The following is an 18127-nucleotide window of genomic DNA, read 5'->3' on the forward strand; positions in this document are numbered from 1 at the left end:
GTCCGTCTATTTGGGGACAACCCAAAGGAATTCAAGGGCGCAAGAAACCAGCTATTGTCGCGCGCCAATAAAGCACTGTATAAATAACCAGCCAAATCATGCAGGAGGCTTGTCATGCTGGTGCATCTGTCGATCCACAACTACGCCATTGTCGAGCATCTTGACCTCGAACTGGACAGCGGCATGAGCGTCATCACCGGCGAAACCGGCGCGGGCAAGTCAATCATGCTCGACGCGCTGGGCCTGGCCTTGGGCGACCGGGCCGACAGCGGCGTCGTACGTCCAGGCAGTGACAAAGCCGATATTCTCGCCAGCTTCGACATCAGCCAGATCGCCGAAGCTCGCCAGTGGCTGAGTGAACGCGACCTTGAACAGGATGGCCCCTGCATCCTGCGCCGGGTTATCACCCGTGAAGGACGCTCCCGCGCCTACATCAACGGCAGCCCCTGCCCCCAGGCTGATCTCAAGGCGCTTGGCGAACTGCTCATTGACATCCACAGCCAGCATGAACACCAGTCTCTGTTGAAAAACGACACCCACCGCCGCCTGCTGGACGCTTACGCAGGCGCCGAAGAACTGGCCCGTCAGGTACAACTCGCCGCACAGCGCTGGCGACAGACCCGCAACGAACTGCAACGCCTGAGCGAAACCAGTGAAGAACAGCGCGCACGCCAGCAACTGCTCAGCTACCAGCTTGAAGAGCTGGAAAATCTGGCACTCGGCGACAACGAGCTGGAGGCCCTGGAGCAGGAGCACAAGCAGTTGTGCAATGCCGAGCATCTGATTGCCGCCTGCCGCCAGGTCGTGGACTTGTGCAGCGAAAGCGATGCCGGCAACGTGCTCTCGGCACTCGGCGCCAGCCTCAACCGCCTGAGCAGCTTCCACACGCAAGGCGGAGCCCTGGGCGAAGCGGCCAACCTGCTGGCCAGCGCACAAATCCAGGTGGAAGAAGCCGTCGGCGAAGTCAATCGCTTCCTCGATCATTTCGATGCCGATCCGCAGCGCCTGCAGCAACTCGAAGAGCGCCTCGATGCGATCTACAGCCTGGCGCGCAAGCACCGCGTGCAACCGTTTGAGCTAGGCGAACTCCAGCAACGCCTGCTACATGAACTGGAAGGACTGAACGCCGATGACCAAGCCATCGAGCGACTGCAACAGGAACTGCACGCCTACACACGCCATTACCGGGAAAAAGCCGACGAACTCAGCCGGCTCCGCCAGGACGCTGCCAACACCCTGGCGGCGGCCGTGGAGCAGGAAATGCAACGCCTGGGCATGCCAGGCGGCCGTTTCAACATTGCCCTGCACGTCCATCCGCACGACGAACCCCAGCCACAGGGCCAGGAACTGGTCGAGTTCTTGGTCAGCGCCAACCCAGGGCAACCACTCAAAGCGCTGGCCAAGGTAGCCTCGGGCGGCGAGCTATCCCGCATCAGCCTGGCAATTCAGGTGATTACCGCACAAACCTCGCGGGTACCCACGCTGGTATTCGACGAGGTGGACGTGGGCATTGGCGGCCCCACTGCCGAGGTAGTTGGCCAACTACTGCGCCGCCTGGGCGAGCGTGGCCAGGTGCTGACGGTCACCCACCTGCCACAGGTCGCTGCCCAGGGACATCAACACCTGTTTGTCCACAAGCAGCGCGGCAGCGAAGAAACCCGCACCGCCGTCGCCAAGCTCGACCACCCACAGCGCGTCGAAGAGGTGGCGCGCATGCTCGGCGGTGTAGACCTCACCGAAGAATCGCTGGCACACGCTCGCAAAATGCTCGCCATCTGAGCGGGCTATCGACACGAAAAAGGCGCCTAACGGCGCCTTTTCGCATTGCTCAGCAAATCATTTTTTAGCCTGGCGCACGTAGAGCACCAGATTGTGATCGACCAGCTCAAAGCCACGCTCGCGGACGATTTCCTTCTGACGCTTCTCGATCTCGGCATCGAAGAACTCGATGACCTCGCCCGTATCCACGCACACCATGTGATCGTGGTGCCCGCCATCGGCCAACTCGAAGACCGCATGCCCACCGTCGAAGTTATGCCGCTCCACCAGGCCGGCCGCCTCAAACTGGGTCAACACCCGGTATACGGTAGCCAGGCCGACATCCTCGCCTGCCTCCATCAATGCCTTGTAGACATCTTCCGCGCTCATGTGGCGCTGTTCGGCCGAGTCCAGCATTTGCAGGATCTTGACCCGCGGCAGGGTCACTTTGAGGCCGGCTTTACGCAGTTCGTTATTTTCAACCATGGTCAGCTTTCTCGCGGGTTGCAGCTTTCGCAGCTTCCCTCAATACGGGTATGATCGGGCCTTTAATGCCCAGCCAAGATAGTGGAAGTCGCCCACCGATGCAAAACTCCAAGCTCCTGCTGACCAGCTTTTCTCTCGCCGGCCTGCTCGCGCTCGCCGGATGTTCGCTGCCGGGCGTCTACAAGATCGACATTCAACAGGGCAATGTCGTGACGCAGGACATGATAGACCAGCTGCGCCCCGGAATGACCCGACGCCAAGTGCGGTTTATCATGGGTAACCCGCTACTCAGCGACACCTTCCACGCCAATCGCTGGGACTACCTCTACAGCATTCAGCCTGCCGGCGGCACTCGCCTGCAGGAGCGGGTCAGCCTGGTGTTCGACAACAACGACCAACTGGTTGGCCTTGCCGGCGACTTCATGCCCGGCGTCAGCCGTGACGAAGCCATTCTCGGCACCGGCAGCAACACCCAGGTCACCGGCCAACCGCAGGCGCAGCCAGAGGAGGCGCCGACACCCGGCTCGCTGCTGGAACGCATTCAGCGTGAAGTCGACGAGGTACAGGCCGTACCGGTACCGATCCCCGAACCCCTGGATATCGAATAAGCGCAGCACGCCAAAAAGCCCAGCCGGTCAGACCCGCTGGGCTTTTTCATGTATATCGGTGACGCCAGTTACTCTGCCTTTGCCTGCGCTACCTTGGCGGCGCGCTGCTTGCGAACTTCTTTGGGATCAGCCAGCAAGGGACGGTAGATCTCCACACGCTCGCCCTCTTCCAGGACACGCTCTTCGGGCTTGGCCACCGCCTTGCCAAAAATGCCCAACGGCGCCTGCTGCACGTCCAGGCCGGGAAAGTGCTGCTGGATACCCGAACGCAACACGGCCTCGCGCATGTTGGTGCCGGCGGGCAGATTGAGGCGCAGCAGGCGCTGCTTGTCAGGCAAGGCGTACACCACCTCGACCATTATCATCGGCTTATCCATACAGTTGCTTGGCCCTCTGGCAGAAAGCATCGACCATGGTGTTGGCCGCCTGCGTGAACAGTGGCCCGAGCGTAGCCTTGACCAGCGGCCCGGCATAATCGAAGGTCAAGTCCAGGCTGATCTTGCAGGCCTGCTCACCCAGCGCCTTGAACTGCCATACACCATGCAGCTCGCTGAACGGACCTTCCTGCAGACGCATCTCGATCGTCTCGCCGAGCACCAACTCATTACGCGTGACAAAACTCTGACTCAACCCACCCTTGGCCACGTTGAGACTGGCCAGCATATGTCGTTCGGACACATCCAGCACTTCCGCAGAGGCGCACCAGGGTAAAAACTCGGGATAACGAGCCACATCGTTGACCAGATCGAACAGCGCACGCGCGGGGTAAGGCAACAGCGCCGAGCGCTGGATACGGGTACTCATTGATCACTCACCGGGCAGATTCAGGCGCGGCGCATTGTCCGGCATTCGCCGCGCAGCCTCAAGCGGGCATAGCCGACCGCCCGGCGACTGCCTATAATGCCGCCCCTATGGCCAAGCAAAGAAAACATCCGCAGGGCAACATTGCCCAAAACAAGAAAGCCTTCCACGACTACTTCATCGAGCAGAAGTTCGAGGCAGGCATTGCCCTGTCCGGCTGGGAAGTGAAAAGCCTGCGCGCCGGCAAGGCACAACTGGTTGACAGCTACATCCTGCTCAAGGATGACGAAGCCTGGCTGATGGGCTGCCACATCACCCCGCTGAAAACCGCCTGCACCCACGTCATCGCCGATCCGATCCGCACCCGCAAGCTATTGCTCAACCGTCGAGAGCTGGACAAGCTGTTCGGCGCCGTGCAACAGAAAGGCTATACCTGCGTGGCGCTGTCGCTGTACTGGAAAAAGCACCTGATCAAGTGCGAAATCGCCCTGGCCAAGGGCAAGAAGGACTACGACAAGCGTCACACCGAGAAAGAACGTGACGCCAACCGTGAAGTGCAGCGCGCCATGCGCAGCAAAGGCAAGGACGACTAAGCGCAGCGACACGCTGCAATCCTCAAGCGCTCAGTAAAAGACAAAGCAACCTTGACGTGCTGCTCACGGTTTGTGGCCGATCTGCCTGCGTTGCGCGCGCTCTTCCCGCCGGGCCTGCTGCTGCACTTCGGCCAGCACCTCCTGCACGTAGTCGATATGCCGGTTGGATAGGCCTCGGGCTTCCTCCGCGCGGCCCTCCATGATCGCCTCATAGAGTGCGCGGTGCTGCTCGATCAAACGGTCGCGGGTTTCTTCGCGTTGCGCATACATGCCACCGATGTTGGTCACCACATTGCGCTTGAGCAGGTCAAACAGCCCGCGGATGGTATGCAGCAGTACGGCGTTGTGACTGGCCTCGGCAATTGCCAGGTGAAAACTGGCATCCGCCGCCCCCTCCTCGGCACGACTGACCTTGCCCGGCCGACTGTAGCAGTCCTGCAAGCGCGCAAACGCCTCTTCCAGTCGTTGCCGGTCAACGTCGGTGGCCCGTTGCGCCGCGTAGTAGGCACAAGCCCCTTCCAGCGTATGGCGAAACTCCAGCAGGTCGCGTTGCGCCTCGGCATTGTTCTCCAACAGCTGCAACAGCGGATCACTGAAGGTCGAACCCAGCGACTCGGCGACATAGTTACCGCCACCCTGGCGGCTAACCAGCAGACCGCGCGCCACCAGCTTCTGGATGGCCTCGCGCAGCGAGGGACGTGAGACACCAAAGCGCTCAGCCAGTACGCGCTCAGCCGGCAAGCGCTCACCGGCCTTCAGGGAACCTTCGAGAATCAAGGTCTCCAGCTGCGTCACGATGCTGTCCGACAAACGGCGCGGCTGCACCAGCCCTACTTCCATCCACCTCACCCTATTTGGTTAGACCAGTCGGTACGGGCCTTTGCCGCCCCCGCGCCACAGCCTATCGCCCACCCACGACACAGGCAAGCCAAGCATTATCGACTAAAGTCGCAGGACAGCAGTTTGACAGCCAGCACGGGGCACTCTTACCCTTTCTCGTGCTTTCTGTTAATTGGTATTACCAATTTAGCCGAAAACCTCACCTACAATTCCAAGAACGCTGTAGAGGTCCCGCCCATGCTGCCCGTCTCGCTCCGCGCCATTTGCCGCCCTCGCCTATCCGCCACGCACGCCTGCGCGTGCCGCTAAGGGAGTGCCACCCATGTCTACCGGATTCCTCGCCCTGCTGGCCTTCTCGCCCATTCTGCTGGCGGCCATCTTGCTGGTCGGCCTGCGCTGGCCGGCCAAGCGCGCCATGCCCCTGGTCTACTTACTCACCGCCGGCGTCGGGCTGTTCGCCTGGGAGATGAGCTTCAACCGCATTCTTGCCTCCACACTACAAGGCCTGCTGATCACCCTCGGGCTGCTGTGGATCATCTTCGGCGCCATCCTGCTGCTCAATACCCTCAAGCATTCCGGCGGCATCACCGCCATTCGTGCCGGATTCAGCACCATCAGCCCGGATCGACGCATCCAGGCGATCATCATTGCTTGGCTGTTTGGCTGCTTCATCGAAGGCGCATCGGGCTTCGGTACGCCGGCAGCCATCGCCGCGCCGCTGCTGGTGGCTATCGGCTTCCCGGCCATGGCCGCGGTACTGATGGGCATGCTGGTGCAGAGCACCCCGGTCTCCTTTGGTGCCGTGGGCACCCCCATCATCGTCGGGGTCAACACCGGTCTGGATACCGCCAGCATCGGTGCACAACTGGTGGAGCAGGGCTCGTCCTGGGCGCAATTCCTGCAACTGATCACCAGCGAGGTGGCAATCATCCATGCTCTGGTTGGCACGGTCATGCCACTGATCATGGTGATGATGCTGACACGCTTCTTCGGCCAGGAGAAAAGCTGGAAAGCCGGTCTGCACGTACTGCCTTTCGCACTGTTCGCAGGCATGGCGTTCACCCTGCCCTACGTGCTCACCGGGGTATTCCTCGGCCCCGAGTTCCCTTCGTTGCTGGGCGGACTGATCGGCCTGGCGATTGTCACCAGTGCCGCCCGCCTGGGCTTTCTGGTTCCCAAGCAAACCTGGGATTTCGCCCCCGCCGACAAGTGGCCCAGCGAATGGCTGGGTACCATCGAAATGAAGCTGGACCAACTGACTGCCAAGCCAATGGGTACCCTGCGCGCCTGGCTGCCCTATGTGCTGGTCGGCGCCCTGCTGGTCGCCAGCCGGGTGTTTCCCGAAGTGGGCAATGCACTCAAGGCCGTGGTCATCAACTTCCCCGACCTGCTCGGCGAAACCGGCGTCAGCGCCAACTTTATGCCCCTGTACCTGCCGGGCGGCATCCTGGTAGCGGTGGTCATCGCCACCTTCTTCCTGCATGGCATGAAGTGGCGCGACCTGGGTAGCGCGGTTAAGGAATCCTCGGGCGTGCTGCTCAGTGCCGGCTTCGTGCTGCTGTTTACCGTGCCCATGGTGCGCATCCTGATCAACTCCGGGGTCAATAGCGCCGAACTGGCCAGCATGCCGATTCTCATGGCGCGCTGGGCAGCGGACAGCGTCGGCGGCATCTACCCGCTCCTGGCGCCGAGCATCGGCGCCCTGGGCGCCTTCATCGCCGGCTCCAACACGGTCAGCAACATGATGTTCAGCCAGTTCCAGTTTGGCGTAGCACAGAGCCTGGGCATTTCCAGCGCGCTGATCGTGGCCGTGCAGGCCATTGGCGCCGCCGCCGGCAACATGGTCGCCATCCACAACGTGGTGGCCGCCTCGGCCACCGTAGGCTTGCTCGGCCGGGAAGGCAGCATCCTGCGCAAGACCATCTGGCCAACCCTGTACTACGTACTGTTTACCGGCCTGATTGCCCTATTTGCCGTCTATGTATTAGGCATCAGCGATCCGCTGGTAAGCCGTTAACTGTTACCGGGCGCGCCGCTGGCGCGCCTTTCCATCTGCCGCGAGTGACGCCCATGATCATTTCCGCCTCCACCGACTATCGCGCCGCCGCGCAGCGCAAGCTGCCGCCATTCCTCTTCCACTACATCGACGGTGGTGCCTATGCCGAGCACACGCTGCGGCGCAATGTCGATGATCTGGCCGGTATCGAGCTACGCCAACGTGTACTGCGCGACATGTCCAGCCTGAACCTGCAGAGCCAGGTGCTGGGCGAAACCCTCAGCCTGCCGGTGGCCTTGGCCCCGGTGGGACTGACCGGCATGTACGCCCGACGCGGCGAGGTACAAGCGGCCCAGGCCGCGGCAAACAAAGGCATCCCCTTCACCTTGTCCACGGTGTCGGTGTGCCCTATCGAGGAAGTCGCCCCGGCCATCAGCCGGCCCATGTGGTTCCAGCTCTATGTGCTGAAGGACCGCGGATTCATGAAAAACGCCCTGGAACGCGCCAAGGCGGCCGGTGTGACAACCCTGGTGTTCACCGTCGACATGCCCGTGCCAGGCGCCCGCTACCGCGACGCCCACTCCGGCATGAGCGGCCCGCATGCCGCCTTGCGCCGCGTCCTGCAAGCCATGACCCACCCCGCCTGGGCCCTCGATGTTGGCCTGCTCGGCAAGCCGCATGACCTGGGCAATATTTCCACCTATCGCGGCTACCCCACCGGTCTGGCGGACTACATCGGCTGGCTGGGCGACAACTTCGATCCGTCGATTTCCTGGAAGGACCTGGAGTGGATTCGTGAATTCTGGGACGGCCCGATGGTCATCAAAGGCATTCTCGACCCCGAGGACGCCAAGGATGCCGTGCGTTTCGGCGCCGACGGCATCATCGTCTCCAACCACGGCGGCCGTCAGCTCGACGGCGTGCTGTCCAGCGCCCGCGCCATGCCGGCGATTGCCGACGCGGTAAAAGGCCAGCTGACCCTGCTGGCCGACTCCGGCATCCGTACCGGGCTCGACGTGGTACGCATGCTGGCCCTGGGTGCCGACTGCGTGATGCTCGGCCGCGCCTTCGTCTATGCCCTGGCCGCCGCGGGTGGCGCCGGCGTCAGCAACCTGCTCGAACTGATCGAAAAGGAAATGCGCGTGGCCATGGTCCTGACCGGTGCCAAATCGATTGCCGAGATCAACAGCGAGCTGCTGATCCGCAACCTGGCGGTCTGACAGGCCGTTAATCCGTGTCGAGCCACAAGCCTGCCACGGCGCCCTTGCCTGCAAGGGCAGCGAAGCGTCGATTGCCCTCGGCGCCTCGTCACCTTCCCTGACCGGCGCGCCGCCACAAGCGGATCGCCACCCGATTCCTTCGGGAACAACGCGGCGCGGGCCCCGTCTCACGCCGCGCCCCATCACGCGCAACGGTGGCCCAGGCGCCACCCTGGAGCCCGCATGACCCTGCCTGCTGCCTTTCTTGCTGCCGTCGCCCGCCTCATTCCGCCACAGCGTCGCTTCGATGATCCGCTGTCGACCCTGGCCTTCGGCACCGATGCAAGCTTCTATCGGCTGATCCCACAACTGGTCATCCGCGTGGAAAGCGAAAAGGAAGTGCAACAGCTCTTGCAACTGGCCAACCAGCAGCGCGTAGCCGTGACCTTTCGCGCCGCCGGCACCAGTCTATCCGGGCAGGCCGTCAGCAACTCGGTACTGCTGGTCCTCGGCGACCACTGGAACGGCCGCGAGATTCGACAGGACGGCACGCAAATCCGCCTGCAGCCAGGGGTGATCGGTGCCGCCGCCAATGCCGCGCTAGCTCCCTACCAACGCAAGATCGGCCCCGACCCGGCCTCGATCAATGCCTGCAAGATCGGCGGCATCGTCGCCAACAATGCCAGCGGCATGTGCTGCGGCACCGCACAGAACAGCTATCACACCCTGGCCGGCATGCGCCTGCTGCTGGCCGACGGTACGCTGCTGGACAGCGAAGACCCGGCCAGCGTCGCACGCTTTCGCCAGGAAAAAGCCGGACTGCTCGCCGAACTGGCCGAACTGGGTAGACAAACCCGCGCCAACCAGGCGCTGGCCGAACGTATCCGCCATAAATACCGCCTGAAGAACACCACCGGCCTGGCGCTCAACGCGCTGGTCGACTTCGACGACCCGCTGGATATCCTCTGCCACCTGATGGTCGGCTCGGAAGGCATCCTCGGCTTCATCAGCGCCGTCACCTACCACACCGTGCCCGACTACCCGCACAAGGCCAGCGCCCTGGTGGTTTTCCCCGACGTGGAAAGCTGCTGTCGCGCGGTCACTGCGCTCAAACCGCAACCGGTGTCCGCCGTCGAACTGCTCGATCGCCGCAGCCTGCGCTCGGTACAGGATAAGCCCGGCATGCCCGCCTGGGTGGCCGCCCTCAGCGAGCAGGCCTGTGCGCTGCTCATCGAGTCCCGCGCCGCCAGTGCCAGCCTGTTGCAGGAGCAACTGGCGCAGATCAACGCCGTGCTTGGCCAGTTCCCCCAGGAGCGCCAGGTAGCCTTCAGCAGCGACCCGGCGGTGTACAACCTGCTATGGAAGATCCGCAAGGACACCTTCCCGGCCGTCGGCGCAGTGCGCCGCACGGGCACCACGGTGATCATCGAAGACGTCACCTTCCCCATCGAGCGCCTGGCCGAGGGCGTCAACCAGTTGCTGGCGCTGTTCGACAAGCACGCCTATCACGAGGCGATCATTTTCGGCCATGCCCTGGAAGGCAACCTGCACTTCGTGTTCACCCAGGGCTTCGAAGAGCCCGCCCAGGTGGCGCGCTATGAAGCCTTCATGCAGGACGTCGCGCAGCTGGTCGCCGTGGATTTTGGCGGTTCACTGAAGGCCGAGCATGGCACCGGACGCAACATGGCGCCCTTTGTCGAACTGGAATGGGGCCAGGATGCCTACCAGTTGATGTGGCAGATCAAAGCCCTGTTCGACCCGCATGGCATTCTCAACCCCGATGTACAACTGAGCCGCGACCCACAGATCCACCTCAAGCACCTCAAGCCGTTGCCGGCCGCCGATGAACTGGTCGACAAGTGCATCGAATGCGGCTTTTGTGAACCGGTCTGCCCCTCGCATGGCCTGACCCTCAGCCCGCGCCAGCGCATCGTGGTGTGGCGGGATATCCAGGCCCGCGAACGCGCCGGGGAAAACACCCAGACCCTGCGCCAGGCCTACCAGCACCATGGGCTGGACACCTGCGCCGCCACCGGGCTATGCGCGCAGCGCTGCCCGGTAGGCATCAACACCGGCGATCTGGTGCGCAAGCTGCGTGCGCAACGCGCCCGGCATGGCGCGCTGGCCCACCGACTCGGCGCACAATTGCCCGCGCTGCTGCGCGCGGCGCGCCTGGCCCTGCGCCTGGCCGATGGCACGCGCCGCCTGCTCGGCACACCGCGCATGGCGCGGCTGATGCGCCGCCTGCACCAGGCCAGCGGCCAGCGTCTGCCACTATGGACCCCGGCCATGCCCCAGGCGGCCAGCCCGCTGCGCCTGGATAGCCAGCCACTGCCTGACGCGCGTCCGCGGGTCGTCTACTTCGCCGCCTGCGTCTCACAGGCCATGGGGCCCTCCGCCAGCGATGGCGAGCGCCAGCCGCTGCATGAGAAAACCCGCGCCCTGCTGGAAAAGGCCGGCTACCAGGTCATCCACCTGGCCAGCCCCGACAGCCTGTGCTGCGGCCAGCCCTGGCAATCGAAAGGCTACTTCAGCGAAGCCCAGGCACAACGCCAGCGCCTGCTGGATGCCTTGCTGCAAGCCAGCCGCGGCGGCCTGGACCCCATCTATTGCGATACCAGCCCCTGCACCCTGCGCCTGCTGCAAGACCACCCCGACCCGCGCCTGGATATCTACGAGCCGGTGCGCTTCATCCAGCAACACCTGCTGCCACGCCTGGACATCACCCCGCAGACCGAGCCAGTCGCCGTGCATGTCACCTGCTCCACCCAGCACCTCGGCCAGGCGGAGGCCCTGCTGGACATCGCCCGCCGCTGCAGTACTCAGGTGATCATTCCGGAAGGCATCCACTGCTGCGGTTTTGCCGGCGACAAAGGCTTCACCACCCCCCAGCTGAACGCCCACGCCCTGCGCAACCTGCAGCAGGCGGTACAGCACTGCAGCGAAGGCCTGTCGACCAGCCGCACCTGCGAAATCGGCCTCAGCCAGCATGGCGGTATCGACTACCACAGCGTGGTCTATCTGCTGGATCGGGTGAGCAGGGCCAAAACTTAGACAAAACAATTAATCATTTATTCTAAATGGCGCATAGGTATCCATCCTTGATCCCAGAGCCTTGGAGGACTGCCTATACCGTGTTCTTCCCAAAAAGCAAGTTGCATGCTTTTTATCTGCGGGAGCTGAATAGATATAACTGCTCCTAAAACAACAAGCACAGCACACGCAATCGCTCTCATACCTGACAACAGCAACAAACCGCTGATATACCTACCACTCTTCAACCAGCGCGCCAAGGCCAAGCCTGCAAGAATAACCAGCCATCCCTCCGTGTAGGGCATGACAAATACACCATCCACTTGGGCCAAGATAAGCGCAGAGACCAACGCTAACCATAGCGCCGAATCCAGTGGCGTTCTCTTTTCATCTATTGCCAAAAAAATTAAGCCACGCCACAGACCAGCACCAATAACAAATAACGCAATACTCGTAGCCACTCCACCCCACTCGGCCAACCACTGCAAAATCATTTGATGCGGATGTGCTGCAATATGATTCCACACTGCCGAAAAATGCAAAGGTCCTACACCAAGAAATGGGTTTTCCAAAAACATTTCAAAAGCCGCCTTCCACAAAACCTCTCTAGCAGAAAGCCCATAACGCATACCTGACGGCAACTGGCTAGGCAAAGAAAAAAACTCTGGAATGACAAAAAAAAGCATCCCGTACAAGAACAACCCTAAACAGAAAAACAAGAACTGCAAGCCAACAATAGCCCTATCTCGCAATAAAAAAACAAACAAAGCATGTGAAATCAAAATAGCCAGCCAAGAGCCTCGCCCTGCTAGCGCCACCAGCACGCACCACTGGATCATAGCGACGCAAGTAAGCAGAAAAAAAAGCCGCCATCTTTTTTCAACAAGCCACTTACCACCCAAATATGCAAGCAAGGGCATGAACAGGACCATAACCTGTGAATAAAACCTCGGATTATCAAATCCAGCATATAGCACATAAGGATTTATCGCATGGCGAGCAGACCATATCGCAGAAAAGTAGTATAATAAAAACTGGTATGCCAATATAAAAGAAATGCAAAAAACCACATAAACAAACAACATCTGCCAACGCTCTTCAACATAGAGATGCGCAACAAGAAAAACAACCAACCCCATCCCCACAACCCTGGCCCACTCTTGCAAAGCCCACTCCGGGTATACAGAAGCAACTGAAGAACAAACCCCTAACAGACATACAACAAAAAACAAGCCCGCATAGGGGGATGAAATCCTCTTTTGCAACAGCAAAAAACTCAAACAACCCCAAAATATCATAAGCAACTGGAAAACTCGCTGCTGCCCCAACCAACTACCGGCAACATCCCAATAAAAGATACTGGAACCAGCAAACAAGAAAAAAAATAGAGTGAAGCCAGCACGCAGCGCCTGACAAACCATAAATCACCATAAAAAAAGGCGGCCTAAGCCGCCTTTTTTTCAAAAAATAATTAGCTGCACTTACCAGGCTTGAACTTGGCATCCAAAGTGCTAGTACATGCCCAAACGCCGTCAGCAGTACGCGTCAGCTTGATTTCTTTTTTATTGAACTTATCTGCATTACCACCTTGGGTTGTGCAAGTAATAGCATAAGGAGCAGTAGTAGTCAGACCGACGGCGCAATAAGAGGTGGACGCACCAACACCGATATATCCCTGATCAGTAGCAGTAGTCGAAGGAGTCTTACCTTCATTCAGAGCTTGCTCAAAACCAATTTTGGCAGGTGTAATTTCCGCCAACGCTGCCGCAGCATTGGAACGAACCGTGTAGTCCTGATAAGCCGGCAGAGCAACAGCGGCCAGAATGCCAATGATCGCCACGACGATCATCAATTCAATCAGGGTAAAACCTTTTTGCAGTTGAGCTTTCATAATGTTCTCCTAGGTTGAAGTAAGGCCAACGGCCCTGATTAAGCAAAAGCATAATCCATGCCAACCTCAAGCCCGCGCACTTTGGAGCATAAGCGGGCCAGCGTTCCACCACTCACGTCGCTAACTGACAAAAAATGTCACACGCTTTGCACGGGTTTGGCAGCCTCACGCTTCTAGGCTATAACGCAGGCTTTGCGATAGCTTCTGGATATATCCGCTATGTCAGACACCCCCGCCCTGACCGGCCTGGCCAAGCAACTGGTCATGCAGCAACTGCTGGATGAACGCACCGCACTACAAGCCCTGCAGCAGGCCCAGCGTAACCAGCTGCCGCTGGTCACCTACCTGGTGCAGAACAAGCTGGTCAAGGCGCGCGACCTGGCCGAACTGCTTTGCGAACAGTTCGGCATTGCCATGCTCGACCTGAGCAGCATCGACAAGGACAGCCAGCCTCGCGACCTGCTCAGCGAGAAACTGGCCCGCCAGCACCGCGTGCTGCCGCTCTACAAGCGCGGCAGCAAGCTGTTCATCGCGTTATCCGACCCGGCCAATCACCAGGCGGTCACCGACGTGCAGTTCAGCACCGGGCTGACCACCGAAGCCCTGCTGGTGGAAGATGACAAACTCGGCAACGCCATTGACAAGTTCTATGAAAACGACACCAGCTCCCTCGGCGACCTCGGCGACGTGGATCTGGACGGCCTGGATATTGAAGCCAGCAGCGACGACGGCAAAGATAGCGGCCCCGGCGATGACAACGATGATGCCCCCGTGGTGCGTTTCGTCAACAAGATGCTCCTGGATGCCATCAAGGGCGGCTCCTCCGACTTGCACTTCGAGCCCTATGAAAAAGCCTATCGGGTACGCTTCCGTACCGATGGCATTCTTCATGAAGTAGCCCGCCCGCCGATCCAGCTGGCGCCGCGCCTGTCCGCACGTCTCAAGGTCATGGCCGGCCTGGACATCTCCGAGCGCCGCAAGCCGCAGGATGGGCGCATCAAGATGAAGATCTCCAAGAGCAAGTCCATCGACTTTCGCGTCAATACCCTGCCGACCCTGTGGGGCGAGAAGATCGTCATGCGGATCCTCGACGCCAGCAGCGCACAAATGGGCATCGACGCGCTGGGCTATGAAGAGGAACAAAAGGAGCTGTACCTCAATGCGCTCAAGCAACCGCAGGGCATGATCCTGGTCACCGGCCCCACCGGCTCGGGCAAGACCGTGTCGCTGTACACCGGCCTGAATATTCTCAACACCCCGGACGTAAACATTTCCACCGCCGAAGACCCCGTGGAAATCAACCTGGAAGGCATCAACCAGGTCAACGTCAACCCCAAGCAAGGCATGGACTTTACCCAGGCACTGCGCGCCTTCCTGCGCCAGGACCCGGACATCATCATGGTCGGCGAGATCCGCGACCTGGATACCGCGTCGATTGCCGTCAAAGCAGCACAAACCGGCCACATGGTGATGTCCACCCTGCACACCAACAGCGCCGCGGAAACCCTGACCCGCCTGCGCAACATGGGCGTGCCTTCGTTCAACATCGCCACGTCGGTCAACCTGATCATCGCCCAGCGCCTGGCGCGCAAGTTGTGCAGCAGCTGCAAGAAAGTCGTCGACATCCCCCGCGACACCCTGCTGGCCGAAGGCTTCCCCGAAGACAAGATCGGCACCTTCAAGATCTACGGTCCGGTCGGCTGCGAAAACTGCAAAAATGGCTACAAGGGCCGCGTGGGTATTTATGAAGTGGTTAAAATCACGCCAGCCCTGCAACGCATTATCATGGAAGAAGGCAACTCCATCGATATTGCCGCGCAAATGCGCAAAGACGGCTTTAATGACCTACGCACCTCGGGCCTGCTCAAGGCTATGCAAGGCGTTACCAGCCTCGAGGAAGTCAACCGCGTGACCAAGGACTAACCCATGGCGGAAAAAGCGCAAAAAACCAGCACCTTTGTCTGGGAAGGCACGGATCGCAAAGGTGCCAAGATCAAGGGCGAAACCGCCGGACAGAACCCTGCCCTGGTTAAAGCCCAGCTGCGCAAGCAGGGTATCAACCCTACTAAGGTGCGCAAGAAAACTGTTTCTCTGCTTAGCGCCGGCAAGTCCATCAAGCCGATGGATATCGCCCTGTTTACCCGGCAGATGGCGACCATGATGAAGGCCGGCGTGCCACTGCTGCAGTCCTTCGACATCATCAGTGAGGGTTTTGAAAACCCCAACATGCGTAAACTGATTGATGAAGTGAAGCTCGATGTGGCCGCCGGCAACAGCTTCGCCGCGTCCTTGCGCAAGCGCCCACGCTACTTCGACGAACTGTATTGCAACCTGGTGGATGCTGGTGAACAGTCCGGCTCATTGGAGAACTTGCTAGATCGTATTGCGACCTACAAGGAAAAGACCGAGGCACTCAAGGCCAAAATCAAAAAGGCCATGAACTACCCCATTGCGGTGATCGCGGTAGCGATCATTGTTTCGGCCATTTTGCTGATCAAGGTGGTGCCACAATTCCAAGAAGTCTTTGCCAACTTCGGCGCAGAGTTACCAGCCTTTACTCTGTTTGTGATTGGTATCTCCGAGCTTTTACAAGAATGGTGGTTGATTGTTTTGTTTGGCCTAGTAGCAGCAGGATTCATACTGAGAGAGGCCCATCACCGCTCACAGACGTTTAGAGATAATGTTGATCGAACTGCACTTAAAGCGCCAATCTTTGGCGACATTCTCTATAAATCTGCAGTAGCTCGCTACGCACGCACCCTGGCAACCACCTTTGCCGCCGGTGTACCACTGGTAGACGCACTGGATTCAGTGGCCGGCGCCACTGGCAATATCGTCTTCAAGACCGCCGTCAACAAAATCAAGGCGGATGTCTCCAGTGGCATGCAACTGAATTTCTCCATGCGCAGTACCGGCACTTTTCCAGCCATGGCCGTACAAATGACCGCCATCGGCGAGGAATCCGGCGCGCTGGATGAAATGCTCGACAAGGTGGCCAGCTTCTACGAAGCAGAAGTTGACAACGCGGTGGACGGTCTCACCGCGCTAATGGAGCCTCTGATCATGTCGGTTCTCGGCATTCTGGTCGGCGGCCTGATTATTGCTATGTACCTGCCGATCTTCCAACTGGGCTCCGTGGTCTAAACATGCAACTCATTGACCTTCTGGCCGGCAACTTGCCGGCCTTTGTTTTATTGATTGGCCTGCTCGGTTTGCTGGTTGGCAGCTTCACCAATGTAATGGTCTACCGCCTGCCGGTGATGATGCAGCGCGACTGGCAAAGCCAGGCCCGCGAAATTCTGCAACTACCTGCCACCTCGGCACAGGACGAACCGTTCAACCTCGCCTATCCCAACTCCCGCTGCCCGCACTGCGGGCATGAGATTCGCCCCTGGGAAAATATCCCGCTGCTCAGCTGGCTATGGCTACGTGGTCGCTGCTCGGCCTGCCGCAGCCCCATCAGCACACGCTACCCACTGGTCGAACTGGCCTGCGGCCTGCTCTCCGCCGGCATAGCCTGGCAGTTTGGTTTCAGCTGGCAAACCGCGGCCATGCTGCCTCTGACCTGGGGGCTGCTGGCCATGAGCCTGATTGATGCCGACCACCAACTGCTGCCGGACAGCCTGGTTTTGCCGCTGCTTTGGCTGGGTCTACTGGTCAATCAACAGGCTCTATTCGCCTCCCCCAGCGACGCACTATGGGGCGCAGTGATCGGCTACCTGAGCCTGTGGTCGGTATTCTGGGCATTCAAATTGCTGACCGGCAAGGAAGGCATGGGCTATGGCGACTTCAAGCTGCTAGCCATGCTCGGCGCCTGGGGCGGCTGGCAAATCCTGCCACTGACCATCCTACTGTCATCGGTGGTAGGTGCCGTACTGGGCCTTATCCTGCTCAAGTGGCAGAACGCCGATACTTCGAAGCCCATTCCGTTCGGCCCCTACCTGGCCGTTGCGGGCTGGATAGCACTGCTCTGGGGCGAGCAGATCACCCAGGCATACCTGCAACTGGCCGGTTTCAACTGACCGCAATGGCTATGTCTACCTGGGTTTTGGGGATTACCGGCGGCATCGGCAGCGGCAAGAGCACAGTTGCCAGTCGTTTTGCCGAACTGGGCATTCACCGCGTGGATGCCGATCAGGCGGCTCGCTGGGTAGTCGAACCCGGCCGCCCAGCACTACAGCGTATCGTCGAACGCTTCGGCACGCATCTGCTGCAAGACAATGGCCAGCTCGATCGCGCAGCACTGCGCCAGCTGATCTTTGCTGACCCGCCGCAGCGCCAATGGCTAGAGCAACTGCTACATCCACTCATCGCGGCGGAGATCAGCCAGGCGCTCGCCAAGGCACAATCACCCTATGCGATCCTGGAGTCACCGCTGCTGGTCGAATCCGGTCAGCTGCGCATGACCCAGCGCCTATTGGTCGTGGATAGCCCCGAAGCCCTGCAAATCGAACGAACCATGCAACGCGACGGCGCCGCACGCGAGCAGGTACAGGCCATCATGGCGGCTCAAGCGGCACGCGAAGAGCGTCTGCGCCATGCACATGAGGTAATCTGCAACGATCGCGACCTGAGCTGGCTGGACCAACAGGTGCACCAGTTACATGAGTTCTATCTGAATCTGCGCGGAGGCCAGACATGACCCAGTACCCGATCGTAGCCTGTCCAACCTGCGCCGCGCCCGTAGAGTGGCGCAGCGATAATCCGACCCGGCCCTTTTGCGGCGAACGCTGCAAACTGATCGACCTGGGCGCCTGGGCAGCAGAAAGCCACAGCATCCCCGGCGAACCACTGCTCGACGAACTGTTTTCAGAAACACTGCAGACAGCGCATCACTAACAGGTCGTTGAAAAACGTAGGCGAGGCAGGCAAGACAAGGCGAAAACGGCCGAAAAAGCGCAGTTTACGTGTTGTAAATGAGC

Annotated in this window: 17 protein-coding genes; 11 read left to right on the plus strand and 6 right to left on the minus strand. The window is 60.0% G+C overall.

Annotated features, from left to right (window positions below; genetic code table 11):
• Positions 1 to 114: 114 nt before the first annotated feature.
• On the plus strand, positions 115 to 1779 hold the full coding sequence (gene recN, locus CW360_RS14710) for a DNA repair protein RecN (protein ID WP_093985959.1): 1665 nt from the start codon (positions 115 to 117) through the stop codon (positions 1777 to 1779).
• Positions 1780 to 1836: 57 nt separating this feature from the next.
• Here recN and fur read toward each other — a convergent pair whose 3' ends face one another.
• A complete protein-coding gene (gene fur, locus CW360_RS14715; RefSeq protein WP_093985958.1) occupies positions 1837 to 2244 on the minus strand; it encodes a ferric iron uptake transcriptional regulator in 408 nt (135 codons plus the stop codon).
• Between the two features lie 98 nt (positions 2245 to 2342).
• On the opposite strand from fur, the gene CW360_RS14720 reads away from it, so the two are divergent.
• Positions 2343 to 2852 carry an outer membrane protein assembly factor BamE gene (locus CW360_RS14720; RefSeq protein ID WP_101194227.1) on the plus strand — a complete coding sequence of 170 codons (510 nt, stop codon included), beginning with the start codon at positions 2343 to 2345 and terminating at the stop codon, positions 2850 to 2852.
• A gap of 68 nt (positions 2853 to 2920) precedes the next feature.
• Here the strand turns inward: CW360_RS14720 and CW360_RS14725 are convergent, their stop codons facing one another.
• Both CW360_RS14725 and CW360_RS14730 read right to left on the minus strand, forming a co-directional pair.
• Positions 2921 to 3229, minus strand: coding sequence for an RnfH family protein (locus CW360_RS14725; protein ID WP_093985956.1), 309 nt, complete (start codon positions 3227 to 3229; stop codon positions 2921 to 2923).
• Positions 3222 to 3656, minus strand: coding sequence for a type II toxin-antitoxin system RatA family toxin (locus CW360_RS14730; RefSeq protein ID WP_101194228.1), 435 nt, complete (start codon positions 3654 to 3656; stop codon positions 3222 to 3224). Before CW360_RS14730 ends, CW360_RS14725 begins: the two co-directional genes overlap by 8 nt.
• A 107-nt stretch (positions 3657 to 3763) precedes the next feature.
• On the opposite strand from CW360_RS14730, the gene smpB reads away from it, so the two are divergent.
• Positions 3764 to 4246: an SsrA-binding protein SmpB gene (gene smpB / locus CW360_RS14735; protein WP_093985954.1), complete on the plus strand. Its 483-nt coding sequence runs from the start codon at positions 3764 to 3766 to the stop codon at positions 4244 to 4246.
• Between the two features lie 63 nt (positions 4247 to 4309).
• On the opposite strand, the gene CW360_RS14740 is transcribed toward smpB, so the two are convergent.
• Positions 4310 to 5086, minus strand: coding sequence for an FCD domain-containing protein (locus tag CW360_RS14740; protein WP_101194229.1), 777 nt, complete (start codon positions 5084 to 5086; stop codon positions 4310 to 4312).
• Positions 5087 to 5408: 322 nt separating this feature from the next.
• On the opposite strand from CW360_RS14740, the gene CW360_RS14745 reads away from it, so the two are divergent.
• From CW360_RS14745 to CW360_RS14755, 3 genes are all read left to right on the plus strand, one after another.
• Positions 5409 to 7103 carry an L-lactate permease gene (locus tag CW360_RS14745; RefSeq protein WP_101194230.1) on the plus strand — a complete coding sequence of 565 codons (1695 nt, stop codon included), beginning with the start codon at positions 5409 to 5411 and terminating at the stop codon, positions 7101 to 7103.
• A 53-nt stretch (positions 7104 to 7156) separates the two neighbouring features.
• Positions 7157 to 8302, plus strand: a complete 1146-nt coding sequence (gene lldD / locus CW360_RS14750; protein WP_101194231.1) for an FMN-dependent L-lactate dehydrogenase LldD — start codon at positions 7157 to 7159, stop codon at positions 8300 to 8302.
• A gap of 222 nt (positions 8303 to 8524) precedes the next feature.
• The gene (locus tag CW360_RS14755; protein WP_101194232.1) at positions 8525 to 11335 is read left to right on the plus strand and encodes an FAD-binding and (Fe-S)-binding domain-containing protein; all 2811 of its coding nucleotides are present in this window, start codon (positions 8525 to 8527) and stop codon (positions 11333 to 11335) included.
• Positions 11336 to 11352: 17 nt separating this feature from the next.
• Here CW360_RS14755 and CW360_RS14760 read toward each other — a convergent pair whose 3' ends face one another.
• Both CW360_RS14760 and CW360_RS14765 read right to left on the minus strand, forming a co-directional pair.
• Positions 11353 to 12735, minus strand: a complete 1383-nt coding sequence (locus CW360_RS14760) for an O-antigen ligase family protein (RefSeq protein WP_101194233.1) — start codon at positions 12733 to 12735, stop codon at positions 11353 to 11355.
• 50 nt (positions 12736 to 12785) lie between these two features.
• Complete coding sequence (locus CW360_RS14765; RefSeq protein ID WP_101194234.1) at positions 12786 to 13205, minus strand: pilin; 420 nt, start codon at positions 13203 to 13205, stop codon at positions 12786 to 12788.
• A 219-nt stretch (positions 13206 to 13424) separates the two neighbouring features.
• On the opposite strand from CW360_RS14765, the gene pilB reads away from it, so the two are divergent.
• Genes pilB through yacG form a run of 5 tightly spaced genes read left to right on the plus strand, consistent with a single transcriptional unit; the run spans position 13425 to position 18044 of the window.
• Positions 13425 to 15128 carry a type IV-A pilus assembly ATPase PilB gene (pilB, locus tag CW360_RS14770; RefSeq protein ID WP_101194235.1) on the plus strand — a complete coding sequence of 568 codons (1704 nt, stop codon included), beginning with the start codon at positions 13425 to 13427 and terminating at the stop codon, positions 15126 to 15128.
• 3 nt (positions 15129 to 15131) lie between these two features.
• Positions 15132 to 16349, plus strand: coding sequence for a type II secretion system F family protein (locus CW360_RS14775; RefSeq protein WP_101194236.1), 1218 nt, complete (start codon positions 15132 to 15134; stop codon positions 16347 to 16349).
• A gap of 2 nt (positions 16350 to 16351) precedes the next feature.
• Complete coding sequence (locus CW360_RS14780) at positions 16352 to 17227, plus strand: prepilin peptidase (RefSeq protein ID WP_093985945.1); 876 nt, start codon at positions 16352 to 16354, stop codon at positions 17225 to 17227.
• Positions 17228 to 17238: 11 nt separating this feature from the next.
• On the plus strand, positions 17239 to 17847 hold the full coding sequence (gene coaE / locus CW360_RS14785; protein ID WP_101194237.1) for a dephospho-CoA kinase: 609 nt from the start codon (positions 17239 to 17241) through the stop codon (positions 17845 to 17847).
• Positions 17844 to 18044: a DNA gyrase inhibitor YacG gene (gene yacG, locus CW360_RS14790; protein WP_101194238.1), complete on the plus strand. Its 201-nt coding sequence runs from the start codon at positions 17844 to 17846 to the stop codon at positions 18042 to 18044. The genes coaE and yacG overlap by 4 nt, the downstream gene beginning before the upstream one ends.
• Positions 18045 to 18127: the final 83 nt, after the last annotated feature.

The organism is Pseudomonas fluvialis (genome assembly GCF_002835605.1).
In the GTDB taxonomy this organism is placed as follows: Bacteria; Pseudomonadota; Gammaproteobacteria; order Pseudomonadales; family Pseudomonadaceae; genus Aquipseudomonas; species Aquipseudomonas fluvialis.